Origin of the sequence: Streptomyces lydicamycinicus (assembly GCF_000829715.2) — a bacterium.
In the GTDB taxonomy this organism is placed as follows: domain Bacteria; phylum Actinomycetota; class Actinomycetes; order Streptomycetales; family Streptomycetaceae; genus Streptomyces; species Streptomyces lydicamycinicus.
Map to the genome: position 1 here is coordinate 821,487 of NZ_BBNO01000003.1, position 20,284 is coordinate 841,770.

The 20,284-nt window shown below is 70.1% G+C and carries 19 protein-coding genes and 1 pseudogene; 12 read left to right on the plus strand and 8 right to left on the minus strand.

Annotated features, from left to right (window positions below; translation table 11 throughout):
* Positions 1–177 precede the first annotated feature (177 nt).
* A complete protein-coding gene (locus TU31_RS12595; protein WP_042153432.1) occupies positions 178–1,206 on the plus strand; it encodes an AI-2E family transporter in 1,029 nt (342 codons plus the stop codon).
* Between the two features lie 90 nt (positions 1,207–1,296).
* On the opposite strand, the gene TU31_RS12600 is transcribed toward TU31_RS12595, so the two are convergent.
* Positions 1,297–1,881: an AAA family ATPase gene (locus tag TU31_RS12600; protein WP_042153434.1), complete on the minus strand. Its 585-nt coding sequence runs from the start codon at positions 1,879–1,881 to the stop codon at positions 1,297–1,299.
* A 291-nt stretch (positions 1,882–2,172) separates the two neighbouring features.
* Here TU31_RS12600 and TU31_RS12605 point away from each other — a divergent pair, with 291 nt between their 5' ends.
* Positions 2,173–2,997 carry an LLM class F420-dependent oxidoreductase gene (locus tag TU31_RS12605; RefSeq protein ID WP_042153436.1) on the plus strand — a complete coding sequence of 275 codons (825 nt, stop codon included), beginning with the start codon at positions 2,173–2,175 and terminating at the stop codon, positions 2,995–2,997.
* A 49-nt stretch (positions 2,998–3,046) separates the two neighbouring features.
* Positions 3,047–3,466 (plus strand): TIGR03668 family PPOX class F420-dependent oxidoreductase, encoded by a 420-nt coding sequence (locus TU31_RS12610; protein ID WP_181018587.1) that lies wholly within the window; start codon positions 3,047–3,049, stop codon positions 3,464–3,466.
* 63 nt (positions 3,467–3,529) lie between these two features.
* Here TU31_RS12610 and TU31_RS12615 read toward each other — a convergent pair whose 3' ends face one another.
* A complete protein-coding gene (locus tag TU31_RS12615) occupies positions 3,530–4,027 on the minus strand; it encodes a peptidylprolyl isomerase (protein ID WP_042153440.1) in 498 nt (165 codons plus the stop codon).
* A gap of 121 nt (positions 4,028–4,148) precedes the next feature.
* Complete coding sequence (yczE, locus tag TU31_RS12620; protein ID WP_045867312.1) at positions 4,149–4,847, minus strand: membrane protein YczE; 699 nt, start codon at positions 4,845–4,847, stop codon at positions 4,149–4,151.
* Between the two features lie 234 nt (positions 4,848–5,081).
* Here yczE and yczR point away from each other — a divergent pair, with 234 nt between their 5' ends.
* From yczR to TU31_RS12640, 4 genes are all read left to right on the plus strand, one after another.
* On the plus strand, positions 5,082–6,572 hold the full coding sequence (gene yczR / locus TU31_RS12625) for a MocR-like transcription factor YczR (protein WP_042153443.1): 1,491 nt from the start codon (positions 5,082–5,084) through the stop codon (positions 6,570–6,572).
* A gap of 100 nt (positions 6,573–6,672) precedes the next feature.
* Entirely contained in the window at positions 6,673–7,557 is an 885-nt protein-coding gene (locus TU31_RS12630; RefSeq protein WP_042153446.1) for a DUF2268 domain-containing putative Zn-dependent protease, read from the plus strand.
* Positions 7,558–7,781: 224 nt separating this feature from the next.
* On the plus strand, positions 7,782–9,626 hold the full coding sequence (gene ggt / locus TU31_RS12635) for a gamma-glutamyltransferase (protein ID WP_052718915.1): 1,845 nt from the start codon (positions 7,782–7,784) through the stop codon (positions 9,624–9,626).
* A gap of 177 nt (positions 9,627–9,803) precedes the next feature.
* Positions 9,804–11,093, plus strand: a complete 1,290-nt coding sequence (locus TU31_RS12640; RefSeq protein ID WP_042153905.1) for an APC family permease — start codon at positions 9,804–9,806, stop codon at positions 11,091–11,093.
* A gap of 103 nt (positions 11,094–11,196) precedes the next feature.
* Here TU31_RS12640 and TU31_RS12645 read toward each other — a convergent pair whose 3' ends face one another.
* Entirely contained in the window at positions 11,197–11,652 is a 456-nt protein-coding gene (locus tag TU31_RS12645) for a GNAT family N-acetyltransferase (RefSeq protein WP_042153907.1), read from the minus strand.
* A 208-nt stretch (positions 11,653–11,860) separates the two neighbouring features.
* Between TU31_RS12645 and TU31_RS12650 the strand changes: the two genes are divergently transcribed.
* The 3 genes from TU31_RS12650 (at position 11,861) to TU31_RS12660 (ending at position 14,357) form a co-directional block, all read left to right on the plus strand.
* Complete coding sequence (locus TU31_RS12650; protein ID WP_158894398.1) at positions 11,861–12,661, plus strand: hypothetical protein; 801 nt, start codon at positions 11,861–11,863, stop codon at positions 12,659–12,661.
* Positions 12,662–12,723: 62 nt separating this feature from the next.
* The gene (locus TU31_RS12655) at positions 12,724–13,122 is read left to right on the plus strand and encodes a hypothetical protein (RefSeq protein ID WP_042153452.1); all 399 of its coding nucleotides are present in this window, start codon (positions 12,724–12,726) and stop codon (positions 13,120–13,122) included.
* 239 nt (positions 13,123–13,361) lie between these two features.
* Positions 13,362–14,357, plus strand: a complete 996-nt coding sequence (locus TU31_RS12660; RefSeq protein ID WP_042153453.1) for a DUF1259 domain-containing protein — start codon at positions 13,362–13,364, stop codon at positions 14,355–14,357.
* Positions 14,358–14,486: 129 nt separating this feature from the next.
* Here TU31_RS12660 and TU31_RS12665 read toward each other — a convergent pair whose 3' ends face one another.
* From TU31_RS12665 to TU31_RS12680, 4 genes are all read right to left on the minus strand, one after another.
* A complete protein-coding gene (locus TU31_RS12665; RefSeq protein WP_245698531.1) occupies positions 14,487–15,110 on the minus strand; it encodes an SUKH-4 family immunity protein in 624 nt (207 codons plus the stop codon).
* Positions 15,111–15,347: 237 nt separating this feature from the next.
* On the minus strand, positions 15,348–15,902 hold the full coding sequence (locus tag TU31_RS12670; protein WP_042153456.1) for a GNAT family N-acetyltransferase: 555 nt from the start codon (positions 15,900–15,902) through the stop codon (positions 15,348–15,350).
* Positions 15,903–15,982: 80 nt separating this feature from the next.
* Entirely contained in the window at positions 15,983–16,582 is a 600-nt protein-coding gene (locus TU31_RS12675) for a GNAT family N-acetyltransferase (RefSeq protein ID WP_245698514.1), read from the minus strand.
* A gap of 228 nt (positions 16,583–16,810) precedes the next feature.
* Positions 16,811–17,767 carry an alpha/beta fold hydrolase gene (locus TU31_RS12680; RefSeq protein ID WP_042153462.1) on the minus strand — a complete coding sequence of 319 codons (957 nt, stop codon included), beginning with the start codon at positions 17,765–17,767 and terminating at the stop codon, positions 16,811–16,813.
* A gap of 98 nt (positions 17,768–17,865) precedes the next feature.
* Here TU31_RS12680 and TU31_RS12685 point away from each other — a divergent pair.
* Together TU31_RS12685 and TU31_RS12690 are read left to right on the plus strand one after the other, a co-directional pair.
* Positions 17,866–18,582 (plus strand): annotated as a pseudogene (locus TU31_RS12685) (TetR/AcrR family transcriptional regulator); the annotation flags it as partial.
* A 318-nt stretch (positions 18,583–18,900) separates the two neighbouring features.
* Positions 18,901–20,013, plus strand: a complete 1,113-nt coding sequence (locus TU31_RS12690; RefSeq protein ID WP_306304258.1) for a PP2C family protein-serine/threonine phosphatase — start codon at positions 18,901–18,903, stop codon at positions 20,011–20,013.
* Positions 20,014–20,284: the final 271 nt, after the last annotated feature.

A 20,284-nucleotide genomic window follows, 5' to 3' on the forward strand; every position in this document is an offset into this window, starting at 1 on the left:
CGATCCGGCGGGGAGCGCGAGCGTCCCCCCGACGCCCACGGGAACGGGTCCCGGCGGCCCCGGGGCACCGCGCGGCGTACCGCCCGCGGGGTGCGGGCCCTGAGCGTGCGCCGGGCGAGGGGACGTGCGCCGGACCGCGGCCCCGGGGACGGCGCCGAGGTCTCTCCGACACTGCGGGTGGTGGCCGGATACGCCTGGCGCCTGATCATCGTGGGGGCAGCCGCCTACGCGATCTTCGCGGCGCTGGGCCGCTTCCATCTGGTGACGCTGGCCGTCTTCCTGGCCCTGGTGCTGACCGCCCTCCTGGAGCCGGCGGTCAGCCTGCTGAGCCGTTGGATGCCACGCTCGGCGGCGGTCGCGCTCAGCCTCGTGGTCGGCATCCTGCTCCTGTTCACCGTCCTCAGCCTGATCGGGGCGACCGTCGCCGGCGAGTGGGACGGACTGCGCCGGGAGTTCATCGGCGGCGTGCAGCGCATCGAGCGCTGGCTCGAAGGGCCGCCGGTCCATCTGCGTCCGGGGACGCTCTCCGACCTCCAGGCCCGGCTCTCACGCTTCGTGACCAGCCACCGCGCCACCCTGATCAGCACCGCACTCAGCGGCGTCGGCCAGGTCGTGGCCGTCCTGACCGTCGGAGTACTGGCGCTCTTCTGCTCGGTTTTCTTTCTGCATTCGGGCGACCGGATGTGGGAATGGTTCGGCGGCCAGTTGCCGGTGCGCGGGCGTCATCCCGTGCATGCCGCCGGGTGCGCCGCATGGATCACCTTCACCGGCTACACCCGCGGCATCGTGGTGGTGGCCGCCATCAACGCCGTTCTCGTAGGAGCGGGACTCTTCGCGCTGGGGATTCCCCTCGCCCTTCCCCTGGCCGTGCTGGAATTCTTCGCCGCATTCATCCCGCTGGTGGGCTCACCCGTGGCACTGGCCATCGCCGCCGTGGTGGCACTGGCCGCGAAGGGACCGGTGGTGGCCGCCGTCGTCGTGCTGCTGATCGTGGTCATCGGACAGATCGAAGGCCATGTACTGCACCCCCTCGTGATGAGCAAGGCGGTCCGGCTGCACCCGGTGGTGGTGGCCCTCACCGTCATCTGCGGCAGCGTCACAGCGGGCGTACTCGGCGCGGTCGTCGCCGTACCGATGGTCTCGGTGGCCTGGTCCGTGTACGGCGTACTGCGGGTGCCGGCTGAGCCGGCTCCGTCGGGCGGCTGAAGGCGTGTCTACGCGACCTCCCCGCGGCGGCTGCCGGGTTGCCTTCCCTCGTTCCGGGTGCTCGCCGCATGCGTCTGCTCGGACCACCCGTCAGGCGACGGCGCCCTCGGTCCAGGCCCGGCTGAGGATCTCGTCGACGGTCTCGTCCACCGTCTGCTGCGAGGTGTCCAGCCACAGTCCGATGTCCCGGGGCGTGTCGGCCCGCAGCAGCCGGTCCAGGTCCCGCACGGTCCAGTCCGGCCCGTACGCCGTCTTGGGGCGGGATGCCTCGCGCGCCTCGACCACCGCCGGACCGGGGAGCAGCACGACGACCGCGAGCGGCCTGGTCTTGATGAACCCGGTCATCCCGGCGAGGTATTCGCCGAGGAGGATGTCCTGCGCGATGACGGTGAAGCCGGCCTGCGCATACTCGTCGGCGCAGTGCGCCGTCAGCCGGTAGCGCAGTTCGAGCTGGGCGACGGCGGGCTTCTCCGCGTCGGGCGTCATGGGGATCTGGCCCCGGACGATGTTGCGGCGGAAGGTGTCACCGCGCAGGTGGACGGAGCGGGGCAAGCGCTCGGCGAGCGCCTGGGCCACCGTGGACTTGCCGGCTGCCTGAATGCCGGTGATCACTACGACGCCGCCGTCGTTCCACGGCCCCTGCGGGGTCACTCGTCCGGGAGTGTGTGCGGTCATGGTGCGGGCACTGCCTTTCTGCTGTGCGCTGGTCGGAAGGGGCCTGCGATCCGAGCACGGACAGATCGCCCGGTCGGCCGCACGGATTGTTGGGCCGGGGCCGATCCGGGTACCTGGCCCTGGGGCCGGCCTTCCGGGGCAGCCCGAGCCTGCGATCACGGGGCGCACGAATCAGCGAACGGACGATCCCCACCCCGCAAACCCCCACCCCGCAAACCCCCACCCCGCAAACCCCCACCCCGCAAACCCCCACCCCGCATACTCCCAAACCCCGAATCCCAGGGAGCCACTGTGAAGTTCGGTGTGTCGACCTTCCTCACCGACCAGGGCATCGCGCCCGCCGCGCTGGGGCGCGCCGTCGAGGAGCGAGGACTCGACTCCCTGCTCATCGCCGAGCACACCCACATCCCGGTGGACCGCCGCTCGCCCTACCCGGGCGGCGGCGAGCTGCCGAAGATCTACTACCGCACCCTCGACCCGTTCGTCGCGCTCAGCGCGGCCGCCGCGGTGACCGGGCGGATTCTGCTGGGTACCGGCATCGCCCTGGTGGCCCAGCGGGACCCGCTCATCACGGCCAAGGAGGTGGCCTCGCTGGACCTCGTCTCCAACGGGCGGGCCGTCTTCGGGGTCGGTGTCGGCTGGAACCGGGAGGAGATGGAGAACCACGGCACCGACCCGCGCACCCGCGGCCGTCTCGTGGACGAGCGGCTGCGGGCCATGCGTGAGCTGTGGACGCAGGAAAAGGCCGAATTCCACGGGGAGTTCGTCGACTTCGACCCGGTCTACTCCTGGCCGAAGCCGGTCCAGCGGCCGCACCCGCCGGTCTACGTGGGCGGCGGCGAGGCGGCCTTCGACCGGGTGGCCGCCCTGGGGGACGCCTGGCTCGCCAACAGCCTGCCGCCCCAGGAACTGGGGCCGAAGATCGACCGGCTGCGCAGCATCGCGGGCCGCAACGTACCGGTGACCGTTTACGCGGTGGCGAACGAGCCGGAGGTCATCGAGCAGTACACCCAGCTCGATGTGGAGCGCCTGCTGTTCTACCTTCCGACGTTGCCGGAGCCCGAGACCCTGTCGTATCTGGACCGGTTCTCCGACACCGCGGCCCGTTTCCGGTGAGTGGCCGGGTGCCGCGGCGTCCGAACGGCCGGGGGCCGCAGTGCCGAGGATGACCGGCCAGCGGGCTCGGGAGTGCTTCACCCGGGCCCGGATCGCCCGCCTCGCCACGCTCGACGACACCGGCCGCCCGCATCTCGTTCCCGCGGTCTTCGCGCTGACCGGAGACACCCTGGTCTTCGCCGTGGACCACAAACCGAAGCGCACGGCCCACCTCAAGCGGCTGGCCAACATCCGTGCCCACCCCGAGGTCTGTCTCCTCGTCGACGGCTATGACGAGGACTGGGACCGCCTGTGGTGGGCACGCGCCGACGGCACGGGCGCCGTCCTGCCACCGGCCGAGCGGGCGGCGGTGTCCGCGCACTACGTAGACCTGCTGACGCGCAAGTACCGGCAATACGCCGACCGCTCCCCGGACGGCCCCGTGGTGGAGATCCAGGTGGCCCGCTGGTCCGGCTGGTACGCAACCTGACCACTCGGGGCCGGTCCGGTGGGCCGGGAGCGAAGGCCCGCACCCACCGGACACCCACGGATGTCAGGCGCCGATCACGCCGGACTTCGCGATGACGATCTCGGCCTTGGTGGCGCCGCTGCGCGAACCGAGCGATTCGATCTTCCGGACGAGGTCCATGCCTTCGACGACCTCACCGAACACGACGTGCTTGTTGTCGAGCCAGTCGGTGACGATGGTGGTGATGAAGAACTGCGAGCCGTTGGTGTTAGGGCCCGCGTTGGCCATCGAGAGCTGACCGGGCTTGGTGTGCTTGAGCTGGAAGTTCTCGTCCGCGAACTTCTCACCGTAGATGCTCTTGCCACCGGTCCCGTTGCCGGCGGTGAAGTCGCCTCCCTGGAGCATGAAGTCGGGGATCACGCGGTGGAAGCCGGATCCTTCATAGCCGTAGCCGTTCTGGCCGGTAGCCAGCTCGCGGAAGTTCCTCGCGGTCTTGGGGACCACGTCGTCGAAGAGCGTGAAGACGATCCGGCCGGCCGGGTCGCCGTTGATGGTGATGTCGAAGTACACGTCGTTACTCATGCCGGTAATCCTCACATCCGCCGGTCTCGGGTCGGCACCCAGCCCCGGTTTGCCGGTCACGGGTCGGCACCGAGCCCCGGTTTGCCGGTCATGGAGGGGAGCGTCCCCCTGCTCCACCGCCTCACGCCTTGATCATTCCAGCCGGACGCCTCTCCTCGGGCAGCACCACCTCACCGCCATACTCGGCAGCGCTGCGGTAGGCGAACCACGGCAGGAAGAACTGGGTGACCGGGCCGACCGCGAGCGCGTACAGCACGGTGCCCACCCCCACGCTCCCACCGAGCAGCCGGCCCACCACCAGCACGGCGACCTCGATCAGCGTGCGGACCAGCCGGATCGAGCGCCTGGTCACGGCGGACGCACCGGTCATCAGCCCGTCCCGGGGCCCGGGGCCGAAGCGCGCGCCGACGTAGACGGCGACGGACAGCCCATTGAGGACGACGCCACCGACGAGCAGACCGGCCCGGGCGGGGAGCCCGAGGTGCTGGGGGAGGAGCCGGAGACCGAGGTCGGATGCGGATGCCAGAACGACGATGTTGGCGATGGTGCCGAACGTCGGCCGCTGCTTGAGGGGGATCCACAGCAGCAGCACCAGCACACCCAGGACGGCGCTGATCATGCCGAAGCTCAGCGGGGTGTGGTGCTCCAGTCCCTGGTACAGCACGCTCCAGGGATTGACGCCCAACGAGGCCCTGACCAGGACCGAGAGGCTGAACCCGTACAGGGCGAGGCCGACGAGCAGTTGGGGGAGACGGCGCAGCGGACGTTCACCGAATGGGACGTAGCTGAGCGGGGGCGGCGACGGGCGCGTACGGGACATGAGCCGGGCCGACCCGGTGCCCGGCACGGCCCTCGCGATGCGCTCCTCGCCGCGGCACCGATGTTGACGCTCATGACGTTCCGTACGGTCCTGCTCCATACCGGTCCCCTCCACGGGTGCGCTCCAGGCACGCTCACTGCGACGCATGTGCCTCGCTGCAAGTGCCTCAAGGCCAATGCGGCGAGTCTGTAGAGTGATTGGTCTGGGAAACACGGCCAATCCGGGGAGGGTGGTATGGCGGAAGCGCATCCATTCCGCCCGGTGGACAGGGCGGCGCGCACCCAACGGACCCTGGGGAGCCGGCAGCTCGCCGCGATGCTGCCCGACCCGTCGGGAACGCGGCCCGCCTACCGCCACCTGGCTCGGGCGATCAGCGCACTCATCCTGGACGGCCGTATCGCGCTGCACGTCAAACTCCCCGCCGAACGGGAACTGGCCACGGCCCTCCACACCAGCAGGGCCACCATCACCGCCGTGTACGACCTGCTCCGCGAGAGCGGCTACGCCCACAGCCGCCAGGGCTCCGGCACCTGGACGGCCCTGCCCGACGGCCGGGCTCCGCACGGCATCACCCGTCTCCTCGGACCCCAGGACACCGCGATCGACCTGGCCAGAGCCGCCCCCGGACTCTCACAACAGACGCTCACCGAGGCGCTCTCCCGGGTCGCCCCGCAACTGGCCGAGCATGTCCACACACCCGGCTACCACCCCTACGGCCTGCCGGAACTGCGCGCCGCCATCGCCGAGCGCTTCACCCGGCGGGGACTGGCCACCGTGCCCGAACAGATCCTGGTGACCTCTGGCGCTCAGCACGCACTCACCCTCGTCCTGGGGCTGCTGTGCCGGCCCGGCGACCGGGTCATGGTCGAGAACCCGTCCTACCCGAACGCTCTGGAGGCGATGCGCCGCGGCCGGCTGCGCACCGTGTCGGTCCCGGTGACCGACACCGGCTGGGACATCGAGATCATCGAATCGACCCTGCGTCAGGTGGTGCCGCAACTCGCCTACCTGATGCCGGACTTCCACAACCCGACCGGCTGCCTCATGCCCGAGGACGAGCGGGCCCGCACCCTGTGTGCCGCGCAACGCTCCGGCACCTGGCTGGTCATCGACGAGACCCTGGCCGACCTCGCCCTCGACGTCCCCGCCCCACCGCCCTTCGCCACCCACGCCACGCCCGACCGAACCGGCCAGGTCATCACCATCGGCTCGATGAGCAAGACCCACTGGGGCGGCCTGCGCATCGGCTGGCTGCGCGCCCCCGCGCGGCTCGTCACCGAACTCGCCGGCCAGCGGGTCGCGACCGACATGGGCGGCTCGGTCCTGGACCAACTGCTGGCCCTCACCCTGCTGGCACAGGCAGCTGATCTGTTGCCGCCCCGCCTGGAACAGCTGCGTCGCCGGCGCACCGCCCTGGCCGCGGCGCTCACCGCCCACCTCCCGCAGTGGACCTGGCACCTGCCGCCCGGCGGCCTGTCCCTATGGGTCGACCTCGGCGAACCCATCGCCTCGGCGCTGGCCGAGCGGGCGCTGGACTACGGCGTGCGCATCGAGGGCGGCACCCACTTCGCCACCGACCCGGGCCTCTTCGAACGGCGCCTCCGCATCCCGTACACAGTCCCGTCGGACACCCTGCACGAGGCCGTACGACGCATGGCCACCGCCCTCGCCGACGGTCTCCCGCACCCGCCGACCACCCGACAGCAACCGCACTGGGTCGCCTGAGACGGACCGCTCTGCCTCCTGCCGGTGCACTTTCACCGTGCCCGGCGCCCCTCAAATGCGGCTTGCACCTCACGTAACGGGAGGTCCTACGGTCGCAGCCATGAAGATTGTTGTGCATGACACGGCGTCCACCATGCTCGACCTCCTCCAGCGTCCGCTGGAGGAGCGGCCCGACGCCTTACGGGAAATCCTCAGTCCGCTCCAGAGCGCGTTGTCCGTAATGGGAGACATAGACCTGGTCCAGATGCACCAGTTCAGTGGCTTCCGCCTCGACCAAGAGGACCCGCGATATGTGCCCGCCCTGCGTCAGATGCAGGACGCGGGGGTGTGGCACCGCATCGAGGCATCCCTCACCTCCGCGTGGGAGCGGATCAGCGGCGCGGTGCCCGGCATCAAGCACGCCGAGACCGTGCACGTCGTCCTGGTGCTCGGCAACCCCGACGACCACCACCTGACGGTCCGCAGCGCCGGCTACTTCGGTGCGGGAGGCTTCCCGGGTGCGATCCACCTGACGATGTGGCCCACCGAGACCGCCCTGAAGAAGATCGGCCACGCCGCCGCACACGAGCTCCACCACAACGTGCGCTACGCGAATGTGGCCTGGAACCCGACGGCCGTCACGGTGGGGGAGCACGTCGTCGCCGAGGGCCTGGCCGAGGCATTCGTACGGGAGCTGGCCGGCGAACAGGCCATGGGCCCGTGGTCGAGGGCGCTGACCGGCGCCGGACTGGACAGCGCCTACGAAAGAATCACCGCCGACATCGACGTCGCCGGGATGCAGAACCTGACCGCGTATGTACTGGGCGACGCCACCGCACAGCTCATGGGCCAACAGCCCGTGGGTCTCCCGGACTTCGCCGGCTACGCGGTCGGACTGCGCATCGTGGACGCCCATTTGGCGGCCTCCGGCCTGACCGCCGCCGAGAGCACCGCTCTGCCCGTGCGCGAGATCCTCACCAACGCGGGCGTAGCGACCAGCGCGTAACGGGCCTGGCGACATGAGGGGCGACGGGGCGTCTCCGGCTTGTCCGGGGCGCCCCGGCATGCCCCTTTACACGAACATTCGGCGGCCCCCGGCCCCCGGATGGGTTACCGGACGGGAACCTCAGATCTCGCGCAAACCTTGCAGTGCAGCGTTGATCCGGCGGTCGAGCGGTGCCAGGGTTTCGGAAATCGCACGTCACCACACAGTGAATACCTGGAGGCCGTATGGCTGTCCGTCGTGCCGCTGTCGCCGCTGCATCTGCGGCTGCGCTCAGTCTTTCCCTGCTGGCCACCTCCTGCGGCGTCAACGGCACCGCGTCCGCCGCCGAAGCCAAGGGCCGGCCGCCGGCGAAGAAGGCCGTGGCCACCGGTAGCGGCGGCGCGGTGTCCAGCGTCAATCCGTACGCCTCCCGAGCCGGGATCGAGGTGCTGCGCAAGGGAGGCAACGCCGTGGACGCGGCGGTGGCAACCGCCGCCGCACTCGGTGTAGTTGAGCCGTACTCCGCAGGAGTGGGAGGCGGCGGCTACATGGTCTACTACGACGCCAAGGCCAAGAAGGTGCGCACCATCGACGGCCGGGAGACCGCGCCGCGCCGCATGCGCTCGGACTCCTTCCTCGACCGTTCGACCGGCAAGCCCCTCCCCACCGGTGAAGTGATCAACTCGGGCCTGTCGGTCGGCATCCCGGGCACGCCGGCGACGTGGGACAAGGCGCTCAAGGACTGGGGCACGGTCCCCCTGGCGAAGGCCCTGCGCCCGGCCACCCGGATCGCCCGCGACGGATTCGTGGTCAACGACGAGTTCCGCGCGCAGACGGAGATGAACGAGAAGCGCTTCCGCGACTTCAAGTCCACCACCGACCTGTTCCTGCCCAAGGGCAAGCTTCCGGTCGTCGGCTCGCGCTTCCGCAACCCCGATCTCGCCCGGACGTATCGACAGCTCGCCCGTGAAGGCGTCGGCGCGCTCTACCACGGGGACGTCGGGCGCGATGTGGTGCGGACCGTCCAGAAGCCGCCGATGGCTGCCGGCGCCTCGCACAAGGCCCGCCCCGGCCTCATGAAGACGCAGGACCTCGCCGACTACAAGCCCCTGCGCAGGGAGCCGACCCGGACCACGTATCACGGGCTGGACGTCTACTCCATGGCACCGTCCTCGTCCGGCGGCACCACGGTGGGCGAGGCGCTGAACATCCTGGAGAACTTCCACCTCTCGAAGGCCGACAAGGCCCAGGCCCTGCACCACTACCTGGAGGCCAGCCGGATCTCCTTCGCCGACCGCAACCGTTGGGTGGGCGACCCGGCGTTCTCGGACGTGCCCACCAAGCAGCTGCTCGGCAAGGACTTCGCCAAGGACCGGTCCTGCCTGATCCGTTCCGACAAGGCGCTGACCAGCCCGCTGGCCCCCGCCGACCCACGCCACCCCGGCTCGGGCTGCGCTCACAAGACCGGCAGCAAGCAGCCGCACGAAGGGCCCTCGACCACTCATCTGGTGACCGCGGACCGCTGGGGCAATGTCGTCTCCTACACCCTGACGATCGAGCAGACCGGCGGCTCGGCCATCACCGTGCCCGGACGAGGCTTCCTGCTCAACAACGAGCTGACCGACTTCGACTTCGCCCCTCTCACCAAGGGGACGCCGGACCCGAACCTCCCGGGCCCCGGCAAGCGCCCGCGCAGCAGCATGTCACCGACGATCGTCCTGCGGGACGGCAAGCCGATGATCGCGGTGGGGTCACCGGGCGGTGCCACGATCATCACCACGGTGCTACAGACCCTGGTCAACCGGCTGGATCTCGGTATGCCGCTCCCGGCGGCGGTCGCCGCACCGCGCCTCTCACAGCGCAACCAGACCGCGACCGAAGCCGAACCGGCCTTCCTCTCCTCGCCCGAACGGAAGAAGCTGGACGGCATGGGCCACCACTTCGTCCTCGCCCCGAAGGCCTTCACCCCGTCACCGGAGATCGGGGCGGTGGCCGCCCTGGAATTCCTGCCGCACGGCAAGCTCTCGGCGGTGGCCGAACCCAAGCGCCGTGGTGGGGGATCGGCCATGGTGCTGAAGGAATCCCGCTGAGGCCGGTGCCGTGAAGGCCGCCGAGTGAAGGGCCGTGACTGATGCCCTTCCAGTAAGGCCGTCCCCCTCCGGGGCATGATCCGGAGGGGGACTTGTCTTTGCGGGGCTGTCGCCGCGGGGAACTGCTATACGGTGCGCCGGGTTCGGTGTCTTGTAGTGCGGCCGGTGGAGGACGCGATGGGTGGATCGGCGGGATCGGCGGGATCGGCGGGCGCGGGGGAGCTGCAACGGCGGCTGGGGGTGCCCGACGCCGTGGTGATCGGCTTGGGGTCGATGATCGGCGCGGGGGTCTTCGCGGCCCTCGCTCCCGCCGCCGCGGCGGCAGGTTCCGCACTGCTCCTGGGGCTGGCGCTCGCGGCGGTGGTCGCCTTCTGCAATGCCACCTCCTCGGCCCGGCTCGCTGCCCGCTACCCGGCCTCCGGCGGCACCTACGTCTACGGCCGGGAACGGCTCGGCGACTTCTGGGGCTACCTCGCGGGCTGGGCCTTCATCGTCGGCAAGACCGCCTCCTGCGCGGCCATGGCCCTGACCGTCGGCTCGTACGTGTGGCCCGGCCAGGCCCATGCGGTCGCCGTCGCGGCGGTGGTGGCGCTGACCGCCGTGAACTACGGCGGCGTGCAGAAGTCCGCCTGGCTCACCCGGGTGATCGTGGCAGTGGTCCTCGCCGTACTCGCCGCCGTGGTGTGCGCCGCCCTCACTTCCGGCCAGGCGGACCCCGTACGGCTGGACCTCGGCGACGATGCCTCCCTCGCCGGCGTACTCCAGGCCGCGGGCCTGCTGTTCTTCGCCTTCGCCGGATACGCGCGCATCGCCACTCTCGGCGAGGAGGTCCGCGACCCCGGCCGGACCATTCCCCGCGCCGTCCCGCTCGCCCTGGGGATCACGCTGGTCGTCTACGCGGCCGTCGCCGTCGCCGCCCTGCTGGTGCTGGGACCGCAGCAGTTGGCGCAGGCCCCGGCCCCGCTGTCGGACGCCGTACGGGCCGCCGGCGCCGATTGGCTGGCGCCCGCCGTACGGGCCGGTGCCGCCATCGCTGCCCTCGGCTCGCTCCTCGCGCTGATCCTCGGCGTCTCCCGCACCACCCTGGCCATGGCCCGCGACCGGCATCTGCCCCATGCGCTGGCGGCGGTCCATCCGAAGTTCAAGGTGCCCCATCGCGCCGAGCTCGTGGTCGGCGCCGTCGTGGCGGCACTCGCGGCGACGGCGGACGTGCGCGGGGCCATCGGCTTCTCCTCCTTCGGCGTACTGGCCTACTACGCCCTCGCCAACGCCTCCGCCTGGACGCTGTCCCCCACCGAAGGCGGCCCACCGCGGCTCATCCCGGTGGTCGGACTGGCCGGCTGCCTGGTCCTGGCATTCGCTTTGCCGCTGACGTCGGTGCTCTCGGGCACCGCGGTCCTGATCTGCGGCGCCGCCGCGTACGGCGTCCGGCGCAGGCTCTGCGCCCGCAGGAAGCGAGGCTCATGAGAAAAGCGCGAGTCCGGCTCCACTGCTCCGTTCGGTCTTCAGTATGTGAACCGTCGGTGGGAGCTTGCTGAGGCACTACGCCCCGGCCGCCGGGCAAGCACTCTCACAGTGCCCTCGTCATGAACGAACTGTTCGGGTCGGGCCGGTAATCCGCGAAGGGGCCGCAGTACTGGAACCCGAACTTCTCGTACAACCTTCGCGCGGGCAGAAAGAAGGCAGCGGCACCGGTCTCCAGGCTCAGCCGTGCGAAGCCCATGCCTTGAGCCTCAGCGATGATGTACTCCAGCAGGCGGGAGGCGACTCCACTCCGCTGCCGCGCCGGTCTGGTACGCATCGACTTCAGCTCCGCATGGCCCGAGTCCAGTCTCTTGATCGCGCCGCAGCCCACCAGGCTGCCACCGTCCGATGCCGACCAGAAGGTGATTTCGGGCTTCCGGAGGCTGTCGAGGTCCAGGGCGTGCTTACTCTCCAACGGCGTGAGGGACCGCATCTGCTGGACGTGTTCATCGAGAAAACTGGCGATCTCCGGGCCGGAGAGATCGTCCACCACGATCTTCAACATGCTCACTTTCTTCCGCTCCTGATTGTCACGGGGCCGCCGCGTTACGTCGGCTGCCGCACGTCCCTGCTGGCGTGCTGCGTGACGACACTATGTTGACCTTGAAGGCCGAACCAGGGGCGTTGGCCTCTCGTAGTGGGCAGCACCGCCGTTGGCGGACTACCTGAACATGACCCACTTTCAGCCCTGCGCGCCTACGATGTCGCGGATGAGCTCTCTGTCCATAGACACCACGTCCGTCAGCTTTGCCCTGGGCGAAGTTTTCGGCGTTCTGCTTGTCGTCGGTGGCGTCATGACGCTGGTCTGGCGCCTGTCCGGCCCTTGGAGACGCGTCTCCGTGTCCCCGCGCCCGCTGCCCGCCGTGCAGCTCGCCCAACTGCGTGCCAGGCGGCGCAACATCGTCGTGGGCGTGCTGGCCCTGATCGCCCTTGGGGGAGTGGCGGCAGCAGCCTCCTCGTACAACCCGGAGCCGCGAGCCGCCGATACAGACACCGCACGCTCCCACAAGGAGCCATCGGACGCTCCTGCGGGTACGGATCACGCCCTGCCGAAGCGCACCATCGTCGCGCCCGAGAGGGTGGCGGGCTACCAGCTGATGACGGATCAGGAGGCGGCGCCGTACGCGATGCCGACCGCGAAGCCTCCGGTTCGGTACAAGCGCTGGTTCTACGACTCCGTACTGGACGGTGAGCCCGATGGTGTCCTGGCCATCGACACCGTGGAGTGGGACCCCGAGCTCGCTGCGCAGAAGCGTCGTGACTCGCTCACCCAGGAGTTGCGCAATTTCTTCGCCGGGGTGAAGGCAAGGGAGGTGACCTCGTTTCCAGCCGGCCCGTCGGGCGGCCGACTGAGCTGCGGCTATACGAACACCGAGCACGGCGAGGCGACCGTCTGCGCCTGGAGCGATGCCGCCACCTTCGGTTTCCTGGCCCTGGCAGACGTGGCACGCCTCGGCGATGCCGCCCCGATCGCCGTCGCGTTCCGGACGGCTGCCGAACGGCCGTCCTGAGGGCCGGCGCAGCGGGAGCGCACACCCCCGGGCCGCGCTGCGGGTGTGGCTACCATCTGCGCATGGCTCGCAGGGACAAGACGGCGCGGCGCCTCGTGGTCGACGGGAAGACCTTCCTGTGGTCGCTGAGCCACCACCACCGCGCGCTGGGCAACGGTCGGTACGAGGGCTGCTGCGAAATTCTGGTGATCCGCCTGTTCAGGGCGAGGGGGCGGCTGCGCATCTCCTTCGAAGAGGGCCCCGGCAGACTTGTTCCGGACGGGTATCTCATGCACTCCGGGGCGGTCGGCACGACCGAGGGCGGGTTCTTGAACCTGCATGAGCCGGGCACGGCCAGAGCCCTGCTCGACGTGGCTGTGACCAAGGGGTGGTGTCCCGACGATCCGGCGACCGCGGAGATGGACGGCTGGTCCCTCTTCGACGCTGTGGCCACACGTCGTGGCGCCTTGCCGCCCGCATGACCTTCGGCTGCCGGGTCGTACCGTGACCGACCGTACCGTGGCCGACGTCGCGCGCGTTCGAGTCGGATTTCCCAGCCGGGCTGACACACGGTCAGAGCTCCCCGTACCTGCGCAGCGACTCCCCCGCATCGGGGTGGGATGCGAGCTGTTGCTTAGCCCATCTGGCCCCATAGGGGTGGCGGAGACGGCGTTGAAGCCGCTTCGTCGTGCTTCCATCTCGCCATGGAGGTGCTCACGTGATGGCCGCAGACTCACCGCACGACAGCAATCCGCAGAAGGGCGCGCCGCGGCGGCGCGTACTGGCCGCAGCCGCCCTGACTCCGATGCTGGCCGGTGCCGCAGCCCCCGCTCGTGCCCTGTCCGCCAGGACGGGCGAGGCGAAGAGCCGCCGGCTGGTCCAGCCCGTTACCACCACCTTGTCGGACTGGGAGGAGGTGGCCCACGCGCTCGGCCGAAAAGGCGACATGAAGCGAAAGCTGATGTATCACACAGCGCTGCCACGCCACGACCTCCGGGTGCGCTCGCACGGCATCCACGTCAAACCGGCGCTCGCTCTCGGCTCGCATGTGTCCTTCGTCCGGTACGCCGACAAGAGCACGCTGTTGATGGGTGACGTGGTGGTCACCGAGCAGGAAATGCAGGCGTTCACCGATGCCCTGCACAAGCACAAGATCGGGCAGACCGCGATCCACAAGCATCTGCTGTCCCAGACTCCCGACATCTGGTGGATCCACGTCCATGCCCACGGCCACCACCCGGGGGCCCTGGCCCGCGGCCTGCGCGCGGCGTTCGACCGTACCGACACCCCGCCCCCACGCCCGTCCTCCCAGCGCGGCGTCGACCTGGACACCGCCGGCATCGACACCGCGCTGGGAGTCAAGGGCACCGTCGACGACGGCATCTACAAGTCCATCTTCGTCCGCGGCGAGACCATCACCGACGGACATCTGGTACTGCCACCGGGCCTGGGCTCGACCAGCGCGTTCAACTTCCAGCCGCTGGGCGACGGGCGGGCCGCGATCAGCGGCGACTGCGCCATGATCGCAAGCGAAGTCCAGGACGTCCTGGTGGCGCTGCGGAGTGCCGGGGCCCGTCTCGTCGAACTGCACAACCACGGCTTGACGGACGAACCCCGCCTGTTTTTCGTCCACTTCTGGGCCGTGGGCGACGGCGCCAGACTCGCCCGTGCCCTGCGCCCGGCGGTTGCCGCCACCAATGTCGTGCCGGCCGGCTGACCTCGCGCATGGCCCCTGCGGACCACGCCTGAGCCTCGCGCGCAGCCGCCTACCCCACCGACAGGTCCACCACTCCCAGCCCCATCTTCTCCCGGAGGAACCGGGCGCCACCTGGTGCCACAGCGCGCCTCAAGCGTCTTGCCCTATCTCCTCGGCCAGCTCGTACTCCTCCTCCAACGCATCGGTGACCTTCTCCCACAAGTCGGACTCCACGAGCGGGTCCAGCTCCTCGATCGCTGTGCGGAACTCCGCCAGCTCCTTCAGCGGCTCCGCCCCCTCGAAGCGCCGAGCGAACTGCGCAGCCAGTCCCAGGGCACCCGCCAGCGTCTTCACGGAGGAGTGCGCCTCGCCCGCGTAACCCGCCGCGTGATCCCAGCCGTCGGGGTCGTACAGATCGACGCATCCCGTCACACCGTTCACCATCAGCGAAAGCTCCTGGCACTTCCCGAACTCGAACGCGTACGAGCTGGGCGGTGAATCGTCGTCCGGGGTCCGCCGCCCGAAGAGCTCGTCCGGGTCTTCCGCCCAAGGGCCCTCGGTCTTCAGCCTGCTCGAGTCGAAGTCGATGAATTCGAGGAACCCGTCGATCCGCACGGCGGGGAAGCCGACCGTGGTGAGAAATTCCCTCGTCCCCTCATGCTCCAGCGATTCGGGCAGCTCCGCCTCCGCAGGCCGCCACAGCGACCCCACCCCGAAACAGGACTCCAGCCACTCCGCCGTGGGGTTCCTGGCTGCCGCCATCCACTCATTCATGCTCACGTGGCTCTCCCGGACCCTTCTGCTGATGTGACACCCACAGTGAACCCCAAGGCACTGACAACCGGGCCTGGCAGGCGGCGCCCCCTCCGCACCGTCCGTCCGTGCACCACCCCTCGGGCGGCTCGACTGCCTTACGAATGAGGGAGATTGAGTCTGTTTCAGGCGCCACAGCCCGGGTGGCCACGGATGGCCACCGGATGGCTCGGTGACCGCACTGCCGATCAGTGGGCGTCAGGCACTCGGCGAGGGGCAGGTCTCCAGGCGCCAGATCACATCAATGCCCGTCTCACTCGGGGCCGTAGGCCCTTCCGGCAGCTTCACGCGCTCCACTTCGGTGAAACCCAAGCGCCGGGCGACGGCCCCGCTGGCGGGGTTGGCCTCGTCATGATGGATCTCGATGCGATCGATGCCGGGCATCCGGCGTCCCGCATGTACCAGCGCGGCAGCAGCCCTCGTGGCCAGCCCTTTCCCCGTCCACGCGTGGTGGAGCCAATAGCCGATATCCAGCCCGCCCGGCCCGATCCGGCGCATCAGACTGATGCTGCCGACCGCCACACCGTCCGTGGTGATCGCGTAGTGGTACGCCTGCCCCGAGACCCACTCCTCCTGGCACCGGGCCAGAAACGCTTCGCCCTGCGCCCGGTCATGACTGGCCGCGAACGGCATCCAGGGAAGCAAGTGATCACGTGACTCGGTGATCAACCGGTGCAGAATGTCGAGGTCTTGGCCACACCAACGGCGCAGCTCGACGTGGTCCGAGCGAAGGATTTCCGCGGGATGCTCCATGGCCGAGATCCTGGTGGAGTCGCGTCAGGTCGACAACGCATTTACCGGGGCTCAAGAGACGGCGGAGTCCGCGGCGTGCTTCAGCCGGTGGACTCTTCCGTGTCGCGTAGGCCTACACAATCCAGCGCCCAGAAGGTGTCGGAGTAGACGAGGGTGCCGGTCATCCAGGGTTCGTGCGCTGCCAGCCGGACGACTTGGAACGCGGGAGGCGGGATGCGCAGCGACGGTGAGCGGAAGCCGAGGGTGTCGGCGCGTTCGAAGCCGCGCTGTGCGTAGTAGTGCGGCGAGCCTTCGAGGAAGACCAGGGGCACGTGCCGGTCTTCGGCCGCTGCGAGGGCGTGCTCGATGAGCCGGGTGCCGATCCCCTGATCCTGGAACTGCGGGAGCACTCCCAGCGGTGACAGCACCAGGACGTCCACAATCCGCCGTGGCGCGTCCAGCCGGCCGGCGCTCAGCAGCACGTGCCCCACCACCTGCTCGTCGACCGTGGCGACGAACGACACCGGCGTCAGGGGTGCTCGCGCACTCCGAAGGGCGTCCGCGAGGGCCGGCACCCGCTCCTCGCCCTCGAACGCGGCCAAGTGGAGCGCGTGCACCGCCGGATGGTCGTCACCGCACTCCTGACGGATCGTCACTCCTGCGCCAGGCGTCGCCTCTGCATCGGTGTTGTCTGTGGTCACGGCCGCGAGCGTAGAGGCACCACCTCACCCGTGCCATTCAATTCCGGCCCGCAGTCCGCAGCCTGCCTGCCCAGGAGGGAGGAGGTCAGGACCTGGCCGTCGGGGAACGGGCGCTCCCCGGGAACGGGAACTCCCCGGGAACGGTGGCGTCCCAAATGCGGGGAGCCGGCGATCCGGCATTCCCGCAGCATCGCAGCGCCGCAGCACCGCAGCGCGGACCGTATGCCGTCAGTCGCCTGCTGACGAGGGCAGCTGCCGAGAGGTGGAGTCGGTTGATGCGGAGTCGGTGGCCAGTCCGCGGATTTCGGTGGCGACGCGGTCCCACGCGCAGGCGGGGAATTCGTGGCCGACGCGTGGCAGGAGCACGAGGCGCGAGTCACGGATCCGTGCGGCGATCGCCCTGCCGGCGCTGGGCTTGATGAGGGGGTCGTCCTCCCCGTGGAGGACGAGCGTGGGCCGGGTGACGGCGCTGATCGGCGGTCCGTGCCACTGGGCGCCGATCTGGCGGCTCTGCGCCTGCTGGTCGTGCATACCGCGGTCGGCGTTGCGCTCGGCGGCCTCCCGGGCGGCTCGCTCGTCGAAGGTGCGGTGGGGCGAGGCGAGGAGCCGGGAGACGGCGACACCGGCCGCGACGGCCCCGTCGGGGGTGTCGGGAAACCTCAGGCGGGCGAACTTCGCCAGGGTCCGCATGCGGATGTATCGCATGGTCCGCAGGCCCGAGACGTCTCCGGGGACGGCGGCCATGGAGGTGAGGGTGCGGACCCGGCCCGGGTGCCGCAGCGCCACGCGTTGGGCGACGGCTCCGCCGAGGGAGACGCCCAGCAGATGCGCCGACCGCCACCCGAGGGCGTCCATGACGGCGACGGCGTCATCTGCCATGTCCTCGGCCGTGTACGCCGTCTCGCGCTTGGCGAAGAGTGCGGAGATCGGGGTGCGGGCGGGGGCGGGCGGCAGGTGGGTCGACTCCCCGCTGTCGCGCTGGTCGTACCGGGCCACCGCGAAGCCCCGCGCGGCCAGCACCCGGCACAGCCCGTCCGGAATCCACAAACGGTTGACGCCCAGACCCGTGGCCAGCAGAAGCGGCTCACCCTCGGCCCCTTCGGTCAGCGCATCGAAAGCCAGCCGCACCGCGCCGTTCTCGGCCCAGCGGACGGGGCTCCACAGGTTTCCCGGGGTCGGGGACATACGTACCTCCCATAACTGCGACTGACATTAATTGCGACCGGTGTTCGCAGTTTAGGGTAGGGGAGACGCCAGGGGAACGGGAGAGGGCAGGTGGGCGAGTGGCTCAGGAACCGGTGACGGTCTGGACGAGGGCCGAACGCGGTGCCCGCGGCCGCCTGCCCGCACACAGCCGCGCGGACCTGACCGCGGTCGCCGTCGAGCTGGCGGACCGGGGCGGCCTGTCGGCGGTGTCCATGCGCCAGGTGGCCAAGGAACTGGGCACCGGCCAGGCCTCCCTCTACCGCTATGTCTCCGGTCGTGACGACCTGCTCGACCTGATGACGGATGCGGTGGCGGGAGAGATCGACCTCGACGTCCCGCTCCACGGTGATCCCGTTGCGGACCTGGTCGCCCTGGCGGCCCGGGCCAAGGCCGTCCATCTGCGGCACCCCTGGCTCCCCGACATCCCGCCGGAACCTCTGCGGCTGGGGCCGCGGGGCGTGGACTACCTCGAATACGCGCTGCGGGCGATGGCGTCCGTACGGCTGCCGGGCCCGGCCAAGATGGAAATCGTCGCCCTCATGAGTGCCCTGGTCGCGCAGTTCGCCCGGGCGGAAATCCAGGGCAGCCGCGCGACCACCGACCGCCAGGCGGCGCAGGCCGCCTACCTGAGTCAGACAGCCTCCCAGGGAGATCATCCCCATGTCGCGGCTGCCATGGCCGAGCACCCCGGGACGGCCCCCGCAGAGGATCCCCAGCGGCTCTTCGAGCGGACGATGCGCAGGGTGCTCACCGGCCTCGTCGTCGATGACATCACCGCGGCCGGCGTCGAGGACGTAGAGACCCCCGCCGCCCACGACGCCCAGGGCACCCGCGATGCGCCCGAAGCCCACGAAGCCGACCCTCGTGACCCCACCGTCGGGAAGCGCCCTGAGCAGTAGCAAGAGGGCCACACGCCAAAACGATCTCGGTTCGGCGCCGCGATCATTCCTCGAAGCCGCTGCCCTGGATCACCCCGTGCGATGTCGGCTGTTTGGCTGCGGCGGCGGTGTCGTCGCGGACATGTCCGTCGTCACGGGCACACCGAGAGGCATCATGGTCTGATGAGGGTGTTGCCGGTGTGGTCACGGGTGCGCCGTTGGGTTCCGGCCTTGGTGATCGCTCTTGCGGCGTTGGTGAATCTGCTGACGCCTACCTCGGTGTCGTCCGCTCCACTGCTGGCCGTGGCGCCGGTGACGGCGGTTTCGTTGTTCGGGCCGGCGGGGGTTGTCGGTGTCGGACTCTCGGCGATGGTGGTGCAGGCGGGGCTGGCTTTCCTGAACGGTTCGTACGACTGGCAGGGCGACGTCGCCGTGCAGATCACGCTGGCGTCCGTTACCGCGCTGGCGGTCGGTTTGAACCGTTCGCTGCGTTTGCAGCATGCGAGTGCCAGCCGGGCGCGGTACGCGGCGGAGATGGCTCAGCGGGCCGTGCTGCCCAGTCCTCCCAGCCGGCTGGGGGATCTGCGGATCGCCGCCCGCTATGTGCCGGCCGAGGACATGGCGCTGATCGGCGGCGATCTCTACGTGATGCAGGAGACCCCGTTCGGGGTGCGCGCCATGGTCGGCGATGTGCGGGGGAAGGGCCTGTCCGCCGTCACGGCCGTCAGCGTTGACATCGGTGTCTTCCGCTACGCGGCCGATCATGAGCCTGACCTGCCCGCGCTGGTGGCGTGCATGGAAGAGGCCCTTTTGCGTGAGAGCCAGCGCCGGGAGGGCCTGGATGCGACGGAGGGGTTCACCACTGCCCTGATCGTGCAGTTCGCCGACGATCTGAGCCAGGTCCATATCGTCAACCGTGGTCATCCCGCCCCTGTGCTGTTGCACGCGGACGGCCGGGCGCGCGTGCTGGAGCCGGCGGAGGAGGCGCCGCCCCTGGGCATCTCCGGCCTGGACGCCTGGGCCTCCCCGGTGGAGACGCACCCGTTCCCGCCCGGGGCGATGCTGCTGTGCTTCACCGACGGTGTCACCGAGGCGCGCGATCCGGCCGGTGTCTTCTACGACCCGGCGGACCGGGTCCCGCGCATGGTGCAGTCCTACCTTCGCCAGACGAGCCATTTCCCGGAGCCGTCGACGGTCCTCGACCTCCTGGCCCGCGACGTCAGCCGCCACAGCGGTGGTGCGCCCCAGGACGATCAGGCCCTCCTCGCGCTGCACCGGCCGCTACCGCAACAGGACCTCCTGGCCCGGCCGCGCCAGGGATCGCCGCCGGGGGCGGGCGCTCTGTGACGGGGTGGTGCTCGCGGCCGTTCCGCCCGCACGGTTGTCCGGCCCTGGCTCACCCGAGGGGTCTGAGTGGCGATGGGGCCGGCTGAATGACGAAGGGCCCCTGCCTCACCCGAGGCAGGGGCCCTTGTGCGTGGAGCGCCCGGCAGGCCTTGCACCTGCATTTCCCACCGGCTGGTGGGCGTCTTTCCTTGGACCACAGACGCGTGACTCCGAGTGGTGCGCCGGAGTTGCATCATGATCATACAGGGCTCGTGGGGCCGCAGTGCAACCC

Coding starts and splice junctions, on each gene's coding strand:
- TU31_RS12600 (WP_042153434.1), bottom strand. CDS start 1,881: ATGACCGCACACACTCCCGGACGAGTGACCCCGCAGGGGCCGTGGAAC.
- TU31_RS12610 (WP_181018587.1), top strand. CDS start 3,047: ATGACCGGCCAGCGGGCTCGGGAGTGCTTCACCCGGGCCCGGATCGCC.
- TU31_RS12615 (WP_042153440.1), bottom strand. CDS start 4,027: ATGAGTAACGACGTGTACTTCGACATCACCATCAACGGCGACCCGGCC.
- yczE (WP_045867312.1), bottom strand. CDS start 4,847: ATGTCCCGTACGCGCCCGTCGCCGCCCCCGCTCAGCTACGTCCCATTC.
- yczR (WP_042153443.1), top strand. CDS start 5,082: ATGGCGGAAGCGCATCCATTCCGCCCGGTGGACAGGGCGGCGCGCACC.
- TU31_RS12630 (WP_042153446.1), top strand. CDS start 6,673: ATGAAGATTGTTGTGCATGACACGGCGTCCACCATGCTCGACCTCCTC.
- ggt (WP_052718915.1), top strand. CDS start 7,782: ATGGCTGTCCGTCGTGCCGCTGTCGCCGCTGCATCTGCGGCTGCGCTC.
- TU31_RS12640 (WP_042153905.1), top strand. CDS start 9,804: ATGGGTGGATCGGCGGGATCGGCGGGATCGGCGGGCGCGGGGGAGCTG.
- TU31_RS12650 (WP_158894398.1), top strand. CDS start 11,861: ATGAGCTCTCTGTCCATAGACACCACGTCCGTCAGCTTTGCCCTGGGC.
- TU31_RS12655 (WP_042153452.1), top strand. CDS start 12,724: ATGGCTCGCAGGGACAAGACGGCGCGGCGCCTCGTGGTCGACGGGAAG.
- TU31_RS12660 (WP_042153453.1), top strand. CDS start 13,362: ATGGCCGCAGACTCACCGCACGACAGCAATCCGCAGAAGGGCGCGCCG.
- TU31_RS12665 (WP_245698531.1), bottom strand. CDS start 15,110: ATGAATGAGTGGATGGCGGCAGCCAGGAACCCCACGGCGGAGTGGCTG.
- TU31_RS12670 (WP_042153456.1), bottom strand. CDS start 15,902: ATGGAGCATCCCGCGGAAATCCTTCGCTCGGACCACGTCGAGCTGCGC.
- TU31_RS12680 (WP_042153462.1), bottom strand. CDS start 17,767: ATGTCCCCGACCCCGGGAAACCTGTGGAGCCCCGTCCGCTGGGCCGAG.